General features: G+C 71.5%; 13 protein-coding genes. 3 read left to right on the forward strand and 10 right to left on the reverse strand.

What is annotated here, in order from left to right:
- Window positions 1–323: 323 nt before the first annotated feature.
- The 3 genes from rimI to VSO01S_RS22870 are packed head-to-tail and all read right to left on the reverse strand — an operon-like array spanning window position 324 to window position 2,557.
- Window positions 324–824 (reverse strand): ribosomal protein S18-alanine N-acetyltransferase, encoded by a 501-nt coding sequence (gene rimI / locus VSO01S_RS22860; protein ID WP_068645092.1) that lies wholly within the window; start codon window positions 822–824, stop codon window positions 324–326.
- A gap of 15 nt (window positions 825–839) precedes the next feature.
- Window positions 840–1,523: a tRNA (adenosine(37)-N6)-threonylcarbamoyltransferase complex dimerization subunit type 1 TsaB gene (gene tsaB / locus VSO01S_RS22865; protein ID WP_068645103.1), complete on the reverse strand. Its 684-nt coding sequence runs from the start codon at window positions 1,521–1,523 to the stop codon at window positions 840–842.
- Between the two features lie 5 nt (window positions 1,524–1,528).
- Window positions 1,529–2,557: a DMT family transporter gene (locus tag VSO01S_RS22870; RefSeq protein ID WP_068645093.1), complete on the reverse strand. Its 1,029-nt coding sequence runs from the start codon at window positions 2,555–2,557 to the stop codon at window positions 1,529–1,531.
- Between the two features lie 34 nt (window positions 2,558–2,591).
- On the opposite strand from VSO01S_RS22870, the gene dacB reads away from it, so the two are divergent.
- Window positions 2,592–4,055, forward strand: a complete 1,464-nt coding sequence (dacB, locus tag VSO01S_RS22875; RefSeq protein ID WP_068645094.1) for a D-alanyl-D-alanine carboxypeptidase/D-alanyl-D-alanine endopeptidase — start codon at window positions 2,592–2,594, stop codon at window positions 4,053–4,055.
- On the opposite strand, the gene VSO01S_RS22880 is transcribed toward dacB, so the two are convergent.
- Genes VSO01S_RS22880 through purE form a run of 3 tightly spaced genes read right to left on the reverse strand, consistent with a single transcriptional unit; the run spans window position 4,052 to window position 6,779 of the window.
- Complete coding sequence (locus tag VSO01S_RS22880) at window positions 4,052–5,053, reverse strand: L-threonylcarbamoyladenylate synthase (RefSeq protein ID WP_068645095.1); 1,002 nt, start codon at window positions 5,051–5,053, stop codon at window positions 4,052–4,054. The two genes, dacB and VSO01S_RS22880, sit on opposite strands and share 4 nt — an antisense overlap.
- A complete protein-coding gene (locus VSO01S_RS22885) occupies window positions 5,050–6,222 on the reverse strand; it encodes a 5-(carboxyamino)imidazole ribonucleotide synthase (RefSeq protein ID WP_281179856.1) in 1,173 nt (390 codons plus the stop codon). The genes VSO01S_RS22880 and VSO01S_RS22885 overlap by 4 nt, the downstream gene beginning before the upstream one ends.
- 8 nt (window positions 6,223–6,230) lie before the next feature.
- Window positions 6,231–6,779, reverse strand: coding sequence for a 5-(carboxyamino)imidazole ribonucleotide mutase (purE, locus tag VSO01S_RS22890; RefSeq protein ID WP_068645096.1), 549 nt, complete (start codon window positions 6,777–6,779; stop codon window positions 6,231–6,233).
- A 36-nt stretch (window positions 6,780–6,815) separates the two neighbouring features.
- Between purE and VSO01S_RS22895 the strand changes: the two genes are divergently transcribed.
- Both VSO01S_RS22895 and VSO01S_RS22900 read left to right on the forward strand, forming a co-directional pair.
- The gene (locus VSO01S_RS22895) at window positions 6,816–7,736 is read left to right on the forward strand and encodes a tetratricopeptide repeat protein (protein ID WP_068645097.1); all 921 of its coding nucleotides are present in this window, start codon (window positions 6,816–6,818) and stop codon (window positions 7,734–7,736) included.
- 70 nt (window positions 7,737–7,806) lie between these two features.
- Window positions 7,807–8,265: an META domain-containing protein gene (locus tag VSO01S_RS22900; RefSeq protein WP_068645098.1), complete on the forward strand. Its 459-nt coding sequence runs from the start codon at window positions 7,807–7,809 to the stop codon at window positions 8,263–8,265.
- A 24-nt stretch (window positions 8,266–8,289) separates the two neighbouring features.
- Here the strand turns inward: VSO01S_RS22900 and VSO01S_RS22905 are convergent, their stop codons facing one another.
- From VSO01S_RS22905 to VSO01S_RS22920, 4 genes are all read right to left on the reverse strand, one after another.
- Window positions 8,290–9,861 (reverse strand): Dyp-type peroxidase, encoded by a 1,572-nt coding sequence (locus tag VSO01S_RS22905; protein WP_153305385.1) that lies wholly within the window; start codon window positions 9,859–9,861, stop codon window positions 8,290–8,292.
- Window positions 9,858–11,780 carry a hypothetical protein gene (locus VSO01S_RS22910; protein WP_068645100.1) on the reverse strand — a complete coding sequence of 641 codons (1,923 nt, stop codon included), beginning with the start codon at window positions 11,778–11,780 and terminating at the stop codon, window positions 9,858–9,860. The genes VSO01S_RS22905 and VSO01S_RS22910 overlap by 4 nt, the downstream gene beginning before the upstream one ends.
- 9 nt (window positions 11,781–11,789) lie before the next feature.
- The gene (locus tag VSO01S_RS22915; RefSeq protein WP_161944469.1) at window positions 11,790–13,037 is read right to left on the reverse strand and encodes a cytochrome P450; all 1,248 of its coding nucleotides are present in this window, start codon (window positions 13,035–13,037) and stop codon (window positions 11,790–11,792) included.
- Window positions 13,030–15,311, reverse strand: a 2,282-nt coding sequence (locus VSO01S_RS22920) for an ATP-binding protein (protein WP_068645102.1), incomplete at its 5' end; no start/stop codon positions are given. The genes VSO01S_RS22920 and VSO01S_RS22915, both read right to left, overlap by 8 nt.

The raw sequence follows: 15,311 nt of genomic DNA on the forward strand, positions 1-15,311 counted from the left end.
GGGTCTGCGATCGGGGGCTCGGCACGCGCGGCTGGCGGCTGCGCCTTGGGTTCGGGCCACCACAGGCGCACGCCCATCAGCTCCAGCATCTCGCGCTGGCGGGCGTCGAGCTGCAGCGCGGCGCGCTGGTCGTTGTCGATGGATTCGTCCGCCACTGTCAGCTCGCTCATTTCAGTTGTCCATGGCGCCGTGCATCGGCCACGACGCATGAAACCGAGGCGCCCCGATGCCAGGGCACCCGCGGAACCGGCTTTGCCGGGCCGCCGGGTGCGCCCCTTGAGGGGGAGTCGAGCGACATGAAGTGCGCGAGGGACGGGGTGGTTTCATTTCAGGCCGCCCCAGGCGGTGTCGCTTTCGTTGAGGCGCAGGCTCATGACGATGGCGTCTTCGCGCTTGTTGTCAAAGGCCGGGTAGTAGCCCTTGCGCACGCCCACGCGCCGGAAGCCCTTGCGCGCATACACGTCCATGGCGCGCTGGTTGCTCGCGCGCACCTCCAGCCACAGCCACTGCGCGCCTTCGGCCCGCGACCAGCCGCACAGCGCCTCGAGCATCAGCGGCGCCCAGCCCTGGCGCTGGTGCTCCGGCGCCACGGTGATGTTGAGCAGGTGCACCTCGTCCACGCCCTTCATGGCCACGAAGTAGCCCAGCAGGGTGTGGCCGGCCACCAGCATCTGGCAGTGGTAGCCCACGGCCAGCGAATCGATGAAGTTGCCGCGTGTCCAGGGATGGGTGTAGGCGCGCTGCTCCACCGACACGACCGCATCGACCCAGTCGGGGGTGATGGGCTCGAGCCGGGCTTCGAAGGAATGCAAGACGGCGCTCATGGGCTGGCTGGCGGATCAGGTGGCTTGTTGCTTGGCCGCGGCCCGTTCGGCCGTGGTCTGCGCCACTTTATCGCGAACGTAGAGCGGCCAGGCATCGGCCGGCGCCACGCTGCGACCGTCCGTCAGCAGCGCGGGCGCCAGGCGCAGCATGGCGGCCGCGGTGGGCAGCGCCGCATGCCGCGCCCCGCCCGCGGGCAGGCGCTCGCCGTAGGCGTCGAAGGCATTGCCGGCCAGCACGAAGCCGGGCGGCAGCACGAGTTCTTCGGGCGCGCTCAGTTGCGCCTGCGCGACGGGTGCGGCCTGGGTGCTGAAGTCGTAGGCGGCGCTGTAGACCTGCTCCATGCGCGCATCCAGCACCGCCAGCACCTTCTGCGCGCCGAAGCGGTGGCGGGCTTCCTCGGCCACGGCCAGCAGGGTGTCCACCGGCAGCAGCGGCACACCGGCGCCGAAGCCCAGGCCCTGCGCCACCGAACAGGCGGTGCGCAGGCCGGTGAAGGAGCCCGGCCCGCGCCCGAAGGCGATGGCATCGAGTTCGCGCAGGTGCAGGCCGGCCTCGGCCAGCAGCGCCTGCACCAGCGGAATGAGCGTGGACGAGGCCTGCGCCCCGCCCGCGCTGGTGCGCTCGATGACGGCATCGCCGTGGCGCACGGCCACCGACAGGGTTTCGGTGCTGGTGTCGAAGGCAAGAAGGCGCGCCATGTCGATCAGGCCTTCGAAGCGCAATTGCGTGCCGTTGCGGGCGTCGGGGTCGCAGGAGCCGGCGCACGCTGCACGCCGAACAGGATGCCCGCCGTCACGAGCAGCAGGCCGGCCATCAGGTTCCAGTACAGCGGCTCGCCCAGGAAGACGACCGCGCCCAGGGCCGACAGGCCGGGCACCAGCGCGGTGATCATGGTGGATCGCACCGGCCCGAAGTACTGGATCATGCGGGTGAAGGCAATGCCCGAGACCACCACCGAGCCGCCGCCCTGGAACAGCATCTGGAAGGCGAACTCGCCCCAGGGCGCCGTGCCGATGTTGGAATGCACCCAGCCGGCGGCGGCCAGCAGGCCGTACACCGGCACATAGGTCATGAAGGCGAACACGGTCAGCGCAATGGTCGCGCGCACGGCTTCGAGCCCGTGCTTGCGGGCCAGCACGCTGTAGCAGGCCCAGGAGAAGGCGGCGCTCATGAAGAGCAGGTCGCCCTTCCACACCTCGCCGCCTTCATCGAACGCATGCAGCAGGCTGCGCCCGCCCACCAGCAGGTCGCCGGCCACGATGAGCGCCAGGCCCGCTGCGCGCAGCGGCGTGATGCGGTCGCGCAGCGCCCAGGCGGCCAGCAGCGCCGTCCACAGCGGCAGGCTGCCGGGCATGAGCACCGAGGCATGGGCCGCCGGCGCGAAGAAGAAGCCCGCGTAGGCGAGCATGGCGTAGACCACGCCGCCCAAGGCACCGATCACGGCCGTGATGCGCAGCGGCAGCGGCGACAGCCCGAACAGCGAGCCGGCACCGGGTTCGCCATTGCGCCGCGCCTGCGCCACCAGCCAGGCGCCCCAGGGCAGCAGCACCACGCTGGCGCCCAGGATGCGCGCAAAAGTAATGTCGAAGGGCGTGAGCGAGCGGCCGGCCGAGGCGCGCGCGATGACGATGAACGCCGTCCACACCACCACCGTGACAACGGCCGCGCCGATGCCCATCGCTTTGGGAGAGAACCGGGGGGCGGGAGCAGGCGGCGCGGCGGGCGAAGACATCTGGCCGATTATCGAGGCCCGGATAATTCGGGGCATGCCCACGGCCTTTCAGACCGCCGCGCGCCGCTGCGTGGCCGCATCGCTCTCTCTTTTTTCCCTTGTCTTTTCGCCGGGCGCCGCCGCCGCCCCCGGCGACGGCATGCTGCCGCGCGAGGTCGAGGCCGCGCTCGCGCGCGCCAAGGTGCCGCGCGAGGCCGTCACCCTGCTGGTGGCCGACGCCGAGGGCCAGCGCCCGCCGCGCCTGGCCTGGCGCAGCCAGGAGCCGGTCAACCCGGCCTCGGTGATGAAGCTGGTCACCACCTACGCGGGGCTGGACCTGCTGGGCCCGGCCTTCGCCTGGAACACGCCGGTCTACATCGACGGGCCGGTGCGCGCCGGCGTGCTGGAGGGCAACCTCTACATCGAGGGCCGCGGCGACCCCAAGCTGGTGATCGAGCGCCTGTGGCTGCTGCTGCGCAAGGTGCAGGCGCTGGGCATCCAGCGCATCGCGGGCGACATCGTGCTGGACCGCAGCGCCTTCGACACCGGGGCCTTCGACCCCGGCGCCTTCGACGGCCGGCCGCTGCGCGCCTACAACGCGGGCGCCGATGCGCTGCTGGTCAACTACAAGTCGGTGCAGCTGAGCTTCACGCCCGATGCCGCCAGCCAGGTGGCGCGCGTCGACGTCGTGCCGCCGCTGGCCGGCGTGGCCGTGCCTGCCGCTGTGCCATTGGCTGCTTCAGCCAACGGCCAGCAGCCAGGCTGCGGCGACTGGCGCACGCAGCTGCGCGGCGACTTCCAGGGCGGGCAGTTCCAGTTCGGCGGCGCCTACCCGGCCGGCTGCGGCGAAGGGAGCTGGATCGTGGCCTATCCCGAGCCGGAGAGCTTTGCCGCGCGCGCCATCGCCGGCCTGTGGGCGCAGATGGGCGGACAGCTGCAGGGCACGGCGCGCGACGGCCGCGTGCCGGCCAACCTGGCGCCGGCCTTCGAGATGCAGTCGCCGCCGCTGGCCGAGGTGGTGCGCGACATCAACAAGTACAGCAACAACGTGATGGCCGACCAGCTCTTCCTCACGCTGGGCCTCACGCAAAAGCGCAAGGGCACCTTCCCCGCCGCGCGCAGCGCCCTGCGCCAGTGGTGGAACGAGCGCATCGGCACGGGCGAGGGGCAGCCGGTGTTCGACAACGGCTCGGGCCTGTCGATGGAAGGCCGAGTCACCGCCGCGGGCCTCGCGCGCATGCTGCAGGTGGCCTGGCGCTCGCCGGTGATGCCCGAGCTGATGTCCTCGCTGCCCCTCGTGGGCGTGGACGGTACCCTGCGCCGGCGCCAGCTGCGCTCGGGCGCCGGAGCGCACCTCAAGTCGGGCACCATGCCCGAGTACGGCGTGGCCGGGCTGGCCGGCTACGTGGACGGCGCCAGCGGGCGGCGCTATGTGCTGGTGGCGATTGCCAACCATGCCAATGCCGCCGCGGCGCGCGGGGCCTTCGACGCGCTGGTGGACTGGGCGGCGCAGGACTAGGACGCCGCCGCCCGCTGCAGCCGGTCGCGCACGCCTTCCCAGTCGTGGCCGTCGGGCGGCGTCTCGATCCAGATCAGCTTGACGCCCTGCGTGTCGAAGTCGCGCAGCGTGGCGAACAGCACCTGCGCGGCGGCGGCAGCGTCGTCGGGCATGCGCCGCAGCACCAGGTGCGACGAACGGCTCTTGACCTCGGCGCGCGACCACACGGCGATGTTCTTCGCCTCGGCGCCCAGCAGGTCCAGCCCGGTCTGCAGGGCCTTGGCGTCCATCAGCCGCACCTTGGCGCTGGGCGCGTAGTGCGCCTCCAGCGTGCCCGATGCGCGCGGGTCCGGCTTGGAAAGATCGTGCCGGTCGCGCAGCTTTTCGCCGCAGGCCGCCTCGATCTGGGCACGGGTGATGAGCCCCGGGCGCAGCAGCACCGGCACGCCGCGGCTGCAGTCGACGATGGTGGATTCGATGCCCACCTCGCACGGCCCGCCGTCGATGATGAGCAGCTCGTCGCCGAACTCGCCCTGCACGTGGCTTGCCGTGGTCGGGCTCACCCGCCCGAAGCGGTTGGCGCTGGGCCCCGCCAGGCCGGCGACGCCGCGCTCGGCACACGCGCGCAGCAGCGCCTGCGCCACCGGGTGCGAAGGGCAGCGCAGCCCGATGGTGTCCTGCCCGCCGGCCGCGGCCGTGGCCACGCCGATCTGGCGCGGCGCGATGAGCGTGAGCGGGCCGGGCCAGAAGGCATGCACCAGCTTCATGGCGAACTCGGGCAGCGGCAGCGCAAAGCGCGACAGCGCCTCGTCGCCCTTGGCGCCGGAGCAGACGTGGACGATGAGCGGATGGTCGGCCGGCCGCCCCTTGGCGGCGAAGATGCCGACCACGGCCGCATCGTTGGCCGCGTCGGCGCCCAGGCCATAGACCGTCTCGGTCGGGAAGGCGACCAGTTCGCCGGCGCGCAGGCGGCGGGCGGCTTCCTCGATGGCCTCGCCCGAATGTCCGTCCAGGATCATGCGGCGAAGGGCGAGGGCAGCCCCAGCAAGGCGGCCGCTTTCTGGGCGGTCTGGCGCAGCTCGGCCACGGTGGGGCTGGTGATGTTCAGGTGCCCCATCTTGCGGCCGGCCCGCGCGTCGAGCTTGCCGTACAGGTGCAGCTGCGTGCCCGGCAGCGCCAGCACCGAAGGCCAGTCGGGCTCGACCGGCTTGGCGCCCTGGGTGAGCCACAGCTCGCCCAGCAGGTTGAGCATGACGGCCGGGCTGTGCTGGCGCGGCGTGACCAGCGGCAGGCCCGCCAGCGTGCGCACCTGCAGGTCGAACTGCGACAGGTCGCAGGCGTCGATGGTGTAGTGGCCGCTGTTGTGCGGGCGCGGGGCCATCTCGTTGACCACCAGCGAGCCGTCTTTCAGCACGAAGAACTCGACGCACAGCACGCCGACGTAATGGATGCCGTGGGCAATGGCCAGGGCCGCCTCGACCGCGCGCGCGGCCTGCTCGGCCGGCACGGCTTCCTCGTGCGCCTCGGTCACGGCCAGGATGCCGCCGCGGTGCAGGTTGCGCTGCGGCCGGTAGTGGACGGCCGAGCCGTCCTGGCCGCGCGCCACGATCACCGAGCATTCGAAATCCAGGTCCAGGCGCTTTTCCAGCACGCAGGGCACCTGGCCGGCCGCGGCCCAGGCGGCGCCCAGTTCGCCCCGGGTGGCCACGCCCTGCTGGCCCTTGCCGTCGTAGCCCAGGCTGGCGGTCTTGAGGATGCCGGGCAGCAGGTTTTCATCGACCGCGGCGAGCTGCTCCGCCGTCTCGATGACGGCATAGGGCGCGCAAGCCACGCCGCAGCGCACGAAATGCGCCTTCTCGCGGATCCGGTCCTGCGCGATGGAGACGGCCTCGGCGCCGGGCGCCACGGGCACGTCGCCGGCCAGCGAAGCCAGGGCGCGCGCCGGCACGTTCTCGAATTCGGTGGTGATGGCGTCGGCCAGGCGCGACAGGCGGGCCAGTCCGTCGCTGTCGAGGTAGTCCGCGTGCACATGGTGGTGGCTGACCCGGCCGGCCGGGCTGTCGGCGTCGGGGTCGAGCACCGCGGTGAAGTAGCCGGCCTGCTGCGCCGCGTGCACGAACATGCGGCCGAGCTGGCCGCCGCCCATCACGCCCAGCGTGGCGCCGGGCAGCAGCGGGGTTTTGACCACTGCCGCACTCACAGCGCCCCCCCGCCTTGCGGCGTGAACGGCGACACGGGCGCCTCGCCCTGCGCGGGCGGCGGCAGCGTCATGGCCCGGGCGGCCTCCGTCTGGCGCTCGCGGAAGGCGTCGAGCTGGCCGCGCAGGGCCGGGTTGCCCACCGCCAGCATGGCCACCGCGAACAGCGCCGCATTGGCCGCACCGGCGTTGCCGATGGCAAAGGTGGCCACCGGCACGCCCTTGGGCATCTGCACGATGCTGTAGAGCGAATCCACGCCCTGCAGGTGGCGGCTGGCCACCGGCACGCCCAGCACCGGCACCGTGGTCTTGGAGGCCAGCATGCCCGGCAGGTGCGCCGCACCGCCGGCGCCGGCGATGATGGCGGCCAGGCCGCGCGGGCCCGCGCTCTCGGCATAGGCGAACAATTCGTCGGGCATGCGGTGGGCCGACACCACCCGCGCCTCATGGGCAATGCCGAATTGCTGGAGAATCTCGACCGCGTGGCGCATCGTCTCCCAATCGGAGTTCGAGCCCATCACGACGCCGACCTGAATCGTTTGGTTCATGGTTTGAATTTTACGTTTTGCCTCCAGCTTCATCCGATGATTGACATCACCCTCGACAACTTCCAGGCCGACCTGATCGACGCCTCCATGGCGCGGCCGGTGCTGCTGGACATCTGGGCCGAATGGTGTGGCCCGTGCAAGCAGCTCGGCCCGGTGCTCGAGAAGCTGGAGGTGGAATACGCCGGCCGCTTCACCCTGGCCAAGCTGGACGCCGACAAGGTGCCGCAGATCTCGCAGCAGCTGTCGCAGATGTTCGGCGTGCGCAGCATTCCCTTCTGCGTGCTGTTCTCGGGCGGCCAGCCGGTGGACGGCTTCGTGGGCGCCATTCCGGCCGACCAGATCCGCGAGTTCCTGGACAAGCATGTTCCAGGCGCGGACGAGCTCGAAGCCGCCCAGCACGAGGAAGAAGCCGAGGCCGCCCTGGCCGAAGGCGACACCGAAGGCGCGCTCGAGAAGCTGCAGCATGCGGTGGCCACCGACCCGTCCAACGACGACGCCCGCTTCGACTACGTCAAGCTGCTCTTGCAGCAAGGCCGCGTGGACGATGCCAAGGTGGCTTTCGCCCCGGTCATTGCCAAGGCACCCGGGGTGCGCCGGCTCGACGCGCTGCAGCGCTGGATGAAGGCGATCGACTTCGCCGCGCCGCCCACCGGCACTGCCCCGAGCCTGGCCGACTTCGACGACAAGATCGCCGCGGCCAAGCGCGATTTCGGCGCCCGCTTCGGCCGCGCCCAGCTGCTCATGGCCAGCCAGCGCTGGACCGACGCGATGGACGAGCTGCTCGAGATCCTGATGCGCGACAAGGCCTGGAACGAGGACTTGGCCCGCAAGACCTACATCGCCATCCTGGAAATCATCGAGCCGCCCAAGGCCAAGGTGGCGGACGGGCAGATTCCGCCGGACGACCCGACGGTGGCCACCTACCGCCGGCGCCTGTCCAGCGTTGTTCTCAGCTGACAACGCACGCTGAGCGGGCAAGAGCAGCGGCTACCATGGCGGCCCGACCTACGCGACCGAGGACCCTGCCATGCCCTTCCACGCTGCTCGCTCTGCCCTTCGCCGGCTGGCCTTTCCCTTCCTGGTGGCATCGGCCGCCGCTGCCGCAGGCTGCACCAGCGTGAGCCTGGACCAGCCGATCGAGTCGCGCACCTGGCGCCTGGCGAGCATCGACACGCAGCCGGTCATTCCCAGCGACGACCCGCGGCAGGCGGCGCAGATCGTCTTCGACGGCGGCGCCCGGCGCATGAGCGGCTCGGGCGGCTGCAACCGCATCTCGGGCAACTACCAGCGCACCGGCGCGCAGCTCAAGATCGGGCCGATCGTGTCCACCCGCATGGCCTGCCTGGACGCCTCGCGCGGCCAGCTCGAAACGCGCTTCGTGGCCGCCCTGCAGGCCACCACCAGCTACAGCGTGGCCGGCAACGAACTGATCCTGCTCGACGCGCGCGGCCAGACGCTGGCCAAGCTGGACGGCAGCAACAAGTAGCCGCGGCCGCCCCGCTCCATCTCGTCACATCGGCTGCGCCGCGGCCGTTTCCTTGTCCTGCGCCAGCCAGCGCAGCGCCGTGAGGCTGGGCGCGAAGAAGTAGCCGCCGCCGCGCACCGTGGTGAAGCGCGGCAGCGGGCCGATGCGCTCGCCCACCGGGCAGCCCTGCACGGTGAAGGCGCGGTCCGGGTCGGTGCCCAGCAGCGGGTCCTGCTCGTCGGCCAGGTCGCCGAAGCGGGGGCCGGCGATCCAGCTTTTCTGCACGAATTCGAACTGGCGCTCCAGATCGGAATTGAGCGCCACGAACATCAGGCCGCGGCCGCAGGGCGTGTCGCCTTCCCGCCCGGCCGCATGGCCGGCGCAGGCATCGGCGCCGCTCGCCCCTTGGGAACAGCCTTCGGCATAGACTCGGCCGCGCCGCAGCAGCCGGTGCAGCTTCGAGTCGGCGATGCCGGCCTTCACGCCCGCCGCCAGTGCGTCGCGCGGATTGGCACGGCGAGCGTGGGCGCCGCGCGGGCATTCCAGGCCGTCGGCATCCAGCGTCAGGTAGCGGAAGGCATCGATCTCCGACGGCGGGCGCGCACTGTCCAGCACCGAATAGCCGGCGGCATCCGTCGGGCAGGCGGCACCGGGCTTGCGCCGCCCGACCATCATGTCGCCCAGCAGCGGCCGCGCATGCGAGGCGGTGAACTGGTTGAACACGGCCACGTGCTGCTCGATCTGCCGCACGGCCAGATAAGTGCCGTTGCGCCCGAACCCGCCGGTGGCCGATGCCTCGCGCGGCCAGCCTTCCACGTTGGGGCAGTACGACCGCTCGCCGTATTCGTTGAGCTGGCCAAGCACGAATTCGCCAGGCTGGATCAGCCGGTCGTCGAACAGCCGGCCCGAGGCCTGCTTGGACTTCTTCTCGGCGCTGGACAGGCCCATGCCGTCGATCACCGGCTGGCCGATGCCGTCACGAAAGCCGAAGGGCTCGAACACCGCGGGCTCCGGCGCATCGGGCGAGGCGATGTAGCTCGGGCAGCTGCTGATGCTCAGGGCCCGCAGGCCGGCGGGCAGCCGTGCCGGATCCAGCAGCCCCAAGGGTTCGCCCGCCAGCTGCTCGCTCCAGTAGTGCGCAATGAAGAGGTGCGTCTCGAAGCCGCCGCCTGTCCCCACATCGCCCCATTGCCAGGCCGGCTCCTGCGCGTCGCCGAGCAGCTTCCTGCGAAGCGCGCTGGCGCCGCCCGCACGGAAGGGCGTGGGAAAGGGAAAGCGCGCATCCTCCTTCACACCCAGTGCCATCAGCCCGGCATGGCTGAAGGCCACCGTGACCATCTGGGCCACGTCGCGCGACGGCTTGGCAGGCGCCGGCTCGCGCCCCACCTTCTTCTTCGGCTGGTTCCTGGCACGCACCCGCGCCAGGCTGTGCACCACGTCGCTGGCCATCAGCGCGCGCAGCCACGAGCGTGCCGCGCGCGCATCCGCGATCTGGACCAGCAGGTAGCGCGCGCGCCGCAGCTGCGGCAAGCCGGTGCCGACGATGGCCGGGATGTCGTCGAAGCCCTGGCGGAAGCTTTCCAGCGGCTCTTCCTTCTTGTTCGCCGTGAACATCATGATTCGAGCGCCCTCGCGATCTGGTCGTCCTTCAACGCGGTGCGCGTGCCGCGCAGCGCCTCGCGCAACCGGGTGGCGCGCTCGATGTCCTGGTTGGACAGGCAGTAGGCCTCGAAGCGGTGCAGATGCGGCAGCATGCTGGCCCGCGTGTAGGCCTTGAAGACCTGCTCGGCCTTGCAGCCGCGGTACAGGCCCAGGCAAGTGGGCGGAAAGCTGCGCGCCAGCTCGATGCCGGGCTGGTCCTCGCGGGCCGCGGCCCGTGGCAGCAGCTCGCTGTTGCGCCAGATCAGGTTCACGCCTTCCGTGGCGCCCTGGATGAATTCATCGAGATAGCCGCCGAAGGCGCTGTCGAAGTTGCTGCAGAACAGCAGGCGCCGCCCGCCGCCGACGATGTGCCAGTGGCCGAACTTGATGCCGCGCGCCCGGCCCAGCACCCCTTCGGTGAACACGTAGTGGCCCAGCACGCTGAAGAACCACAGCCACAGGCGCAGCACGTTGCGATAGACAAAGTACGGCCGCCGGATCTCGGTCAGGCTGATCATGTGGCTGGTGCGGTCGGTCAGCCGGGCCTCGCATTCCTGGATGCTCGGATGCACCTGGTGCGCCGGCAGCGGGGGCAGCGGGCCGGGCTTGCCGAGCTTGTCCGCCTGGCGCAGCAGCGCCGGCGCCCAGCGCGTGGCAAAGACCAGGATGAAGGCGCAGACCCCGGTCACCGACAGGAAGGCCACGCCGCCCCAGGCCAGGCTGGTGGCGAGCGAAGCACCTTCGACCAAGGTCCACGCCTGGGCCTTGCAAGGAATGTGCGCCTCCATGGCACCGAACATCACCCGGCTGCAGAGCCAACCCACGCACAGCGCCAGGAGCATGAGCAGGCCCACCGCTGCCACGGGAAAAAAGGGCGGCGCGCGCAGCTTGAACAGCACCGGCACCATCGCCACGAAGGCCGCCGATGCCGCAAAGGCCAGCACGCCGAACACGCCCAGCAGGCCCTGGTTCACCGAGCAGGTGGGCCACAGCAGGCTGGCCGCGCCAAAGGCCTTGTAGGTGCCCGACGCCAGGATCCACACCGCCACCGCCGAATAGATGAAGAACAGCACCCCCATGGCGACGATCCCGCCGCCGGTGAGCAGGGCGCCCAGCAGGGGCAGCAGCGCCAGCAGGATGGTGATGGAGGCGAGCAGCACCGCGGTGGGGAGCTCGCGCGGCAGGGCCACGCCCAGCCCGTGCAGCGTATCGGCGGCCAGCAGCGTGGCCCAGCCGAGGGCATAGAAGAAGCCCAGCGCCGCCAGCACCGGCACCACCAGCCTGGCCGACAGCGCGAGCAGGTCGAGCAGGCCGAAATCCGGCCCCTTGCGCCAGCGCGAGCGCGGCGCCGGATCGGCCACCCATGCGAAGCCGTGCTCGCGCGCCCAGCGCGCCATGCGCTCGCCCAGCTCGCGCGCGTCGCGCGGGCGATCGGCAGCCGGCAAGGCTTGCACATGGCTGCGCGCCGCGCGAAAGAGCCGGCTCTCTGCCAGCACCTGCGCCACGCTGCGGTCGCGCGCACCGACGAAGCCGCCATCGGCCACATAGGCATACCGGATCAGGAAGGCACGCAGCCAGGTCTTCTTGGTGCCGGGATCGGCCCCGTCCGGGCCCTGCCAGCTGGACTTGTAGAGCTGCCACAGCGGCGCGAAGGCGCCCTCGATCATGAGGTCCACCAGATCGGGCAGCAGCAGATCCTCGTCGACCACGATCTCCAGCATGAGCGACGCGGCTTCGCCCGCCGGCGCCTGGGGTGCCGGCGGCAGCAGCGCCAGGGTGGCGAAATGGATGCGGCCGATGCGCTCGCACATGGCGTCGATACGGCGCGTCACGCTGGGCAAGACCTGCGCCGGCGCGGCGGGCGTGACGAAGCAGATCATCTGTGCGATGGCCATCGTCTCTCCTCAGCGGCTCTTCTTCGCCGGCGAGAAGCGCAGCCGCATGCCCGAGATGATCGGCCCGTCGAACTGCATGCGGCGCCACCAGGGCGCGCCCCACTGCAGGCGCGGCAGGCGCACGATGCCCAGCAGCGCGCTGGCCAGGATCTCGACCACCGGATCGCGGCCGGGGCACTGGCGGGCGCCCCAGCCGAACATCAGGTAGCGGTCCTGCTCATTCCGGAACTTGCGGCCGGGCCGGTACACCTGCGGATCGCGCATGGCGGCGGGGTCGGACATGGCACCGATGCCCAGGATGGTGTAGCGCGTGCCGCCCTTCACCCGGCCTTCGCCGTCGGCGCCGGTGAGCGTGTCGCGCCGCACATCGCGCGTCAGGATCGGAAACGGCGGCCGCAGGCGCAGCGCTTCGAGCACGTGGCCCTTGGCTTCGTCGCGCAGCCCGGCATCGCTCCACGGGTCGGGATGGCCCCGCACCCGGTCGACGAAGCCGGCCACCTTCGGGTCGCGCCAGCGCGCCAGCAGCTCCTGCATGATCAACGCGCCGCTTTGCGCCGTGGCCGGGTGCCCCACCCACAGCATGCCGACCACGTTGCGCGCCACGTCTTCGCGGCCAGGCGCCAGGCCGCTGTGGGTCCACGCCTGCTGCAAGGGTTCGATGTTCGAGCGCACCCAGGCATTGACCGCCGCCGCGCTGTCGCGCGCCCGCTTTTGCACCGCTTCGGTGGCCACGGGGCCGACGATGAGGTGCGCGCCCAGGTAGCGCAGGTCCATCAGCAGCGGATCGCCCGGCGGCAGCTGCGGCAGCCTGGCGCCGAAGGCGCCGCTGATGGCCTGCCAGGCCACCGGCACCATGTAGTCGTCGATCAGGTCGAAGTCATGGGCCGCCCCATTAAGCAGCGCTTCGCTGCACCGGCGCGCCTCGGCGGCGGCATGCGTGCCGAAGTCCTGCGCGGGCGGAAACTGCGCCTCGATCAGCCGGCGCTCGGCACTGTGGCGCGCGCCCGACTCCATGCCCATGACGAAGTCGCCGGCGATCAGGTTCGGCCGGTGCGAGGTGCTCGAGAAAGCCTGCTGGCGCTCGAAGGTGCTGACCACGTCGTTGCGCGTGGCGGCCGCCTTGATCATGCGGCCGAACCACGGCTGCCTGCGCGCGACCCAGGCGACCAGCCGCAGCAGGCCCGGCTGGTGGATCATGGCGCTGACGCCCCGGTAGCCGACCGAACGGAGGACCCGTGCCGGACAGCGCTCACGCATGGTGGTGCAGCGCCTCGGCCTGGTCCATGAAGTGCTCCATGCCGCATGCCTTGGCCAGTGCCTGCGCCTCGCCCAGGTGCTGCTGCGATTCGCGTTCGCGGCCGATGCGCTGTTCCACCGTGGCCAGCAGGAGCAGGGCGCGCGCCTCGTGGCCGCGCTGCTGGAACGAGGCCGCCGCGTCGCACGCCTGGCGCGCCGCTTCGAGCGCCTCGTCCGTGCGGCCGGCCGCCTGCAGTGCAATGCCCAGGAAGTAGGGAAAGTAATACTCGTTGTAGCGGCCGCCGGCGCGGGAAAGCTTCTTGGCCACCGCCGGCTCGAGCAGCCCCAGCGCCTCGGCCGGCCTGCCGGCCAGGGCCAGCGCGCCGCCCAGGTGCGCCAGGATGGCGGGGTACATGTTGGACACCTCGTGCACGCGGCACAGCTCCAGCGCCGCGTTGAGCAGCTTGGCCGCCTCCGCGGGGCGCTTTTGCGCCAGCAGCAGCTCGCCCTGCGAAAAGTCGAGCAGCACGCGCGAGAAGGGATGGTCCTGCTCGTCGAGTTCCGCGTAGCCGGCATCGCAGGCCGCCTGCGCCGCCTTCAGGTCGCCGCGCAGGGTCATGATGTCGGCGATGAAGGCATGCAGGTTGGTCGACGCCATCACGGCCCAGCCGGGAAACAGGCGCCGGGCCTGCAGCTCGACCTCGAATTCGCGCGCCACGCCCAGGGCCGCCTCGGTCGCTTCCAAGTAGCGGCCCTGCCCGTGCAGAAGCATCATGCGCGCCTGCATCGCCGCCATGTGCAGGCTGCGGCTGCCGGCCGCTTCGGCCGCCTTGCCGGCCTGCGTGGCCACCGACAGGCCCTGCTGGTAGCTGCCGCAGGCCCACAGCGTGACGGCCAGCTGCAGCGACACCGCCGCCTGGCGCCGGGTGTCGCCCAGCGTCAGCGTGATGCTTTCGGCGCGCTGCAGGTTCGAGACGATGGCATCGAATTCGCCCAGCGCCATCTGCGCGCCCAGCGCCTCCACGCGCAGGGCCAGTTCGCAAGGCAGCATGGCCGATTCGGTTTCGACACGGCGGGCGGCGTCCAGACCCAGCTCGAACACGCGCAGCGCATCCTTGTTTTCCGAGCGCTCGATGGAACGCGCCATGGCACGCAGCGCGTACTCCGCCGCCGGCTGCCACTGTTCGCCGTGGAAGGCGTGATGGGCCAGCACCGCCGCGTGGGCGTGCGAATGCGCCGGGTCGGCGGACGCGCTGCGATAGGCCTCGAACGCCGCCTGGTGCAGCTGGCGCCGGCGCATGCGGGTCAGGCCCGCCAGCACCGACTCCTGCACGAGGCCGTGCCGGAAGGACAGGCCCGATGCCGCGTCCGCGGCTGCGATGAGGCCGCCGGACATGGCATGGCGCAGATGCCGTTCCGCGTCCGCCCTGGGGATGCCGCACACCGCGGCCACCATGGCCGTGTCGATCGGTTCGCCCACGATGGCGGCCGCCTCCAGGCTGGCCTTGGCCCCTTCGGGCAGGCGGTCGACCCGGGCGCCGATGATGGTCTGGATGGACGCTGGCACCCGCAGCGGCACCTCCGTCGATGCACGCCGATAGGCCCCGGGCGAGCCGAGCAGGCTGCCCGCGTCCACCAGCGTCATCACCATCTGTTCCAGAAAGAGCGGATTGCCGCCGGCGCGCTCGATCAGCGCGGCCCGCGTTTCCCCGAGGCTGGCATCGCCGCCCAGCAGCTCGTCGGCCAGGCTGGAGAGGTCGCCCGGCGCCAGCGGGCCGACCCGGTGCTCCACGAACCACGGCGACTCGGCCCAGCGGTGCGTGAAGTCGGGGCGATAGCTCATCAGGATCAGCAGCGGCTGCTCCTGGATGCGGCGCGGCAGCGCCTCGAGCAGCCGGACGCTGCTCTGGTCGGCAAGGAACACGTCTTCCACCAGCAGCACCGCCGGCGCGCCGCGCACGCCGCTTCGCACCAGCCGAACGAAAGTGCTGGCCAGGTGCTCGCGGCGCTGGTTGGGGGTGAGCGCGCGCCACGCCTCGCCCGGCTCGCCGCCCAGCAGGTCGGCCAGCGCGGCGGCATGGTGTTCTTCGGGCGGCGCGTCGCCGCCGTCCGCCTGGGCCAGCAGCGCCTCGGGGCCGCCCGCCAGGTTCTGCAGGGCACGCACGATGTCGGCCACCAGGCTGTAGGGCGCCTGGCTGGCGTAGCTGCGCGCCACCACCGACACGGTGGCAAAGCCTTGCTGCGCGAGGCGCTGCAGCAGCTCGGCCAGCAGGCGCGACTTGCCGATGCCGGCGT

Origin of the sequence: Variovorax soli NBRC 106424 (assembly GCF_001591385.1) — a bacterium.
Lineage (GTDB): Bacteria > Pseudomonadota > Gammaproteobacteria > Burkholderiales > Burkholderiaceae_C > Variovorax > Variovorax soli.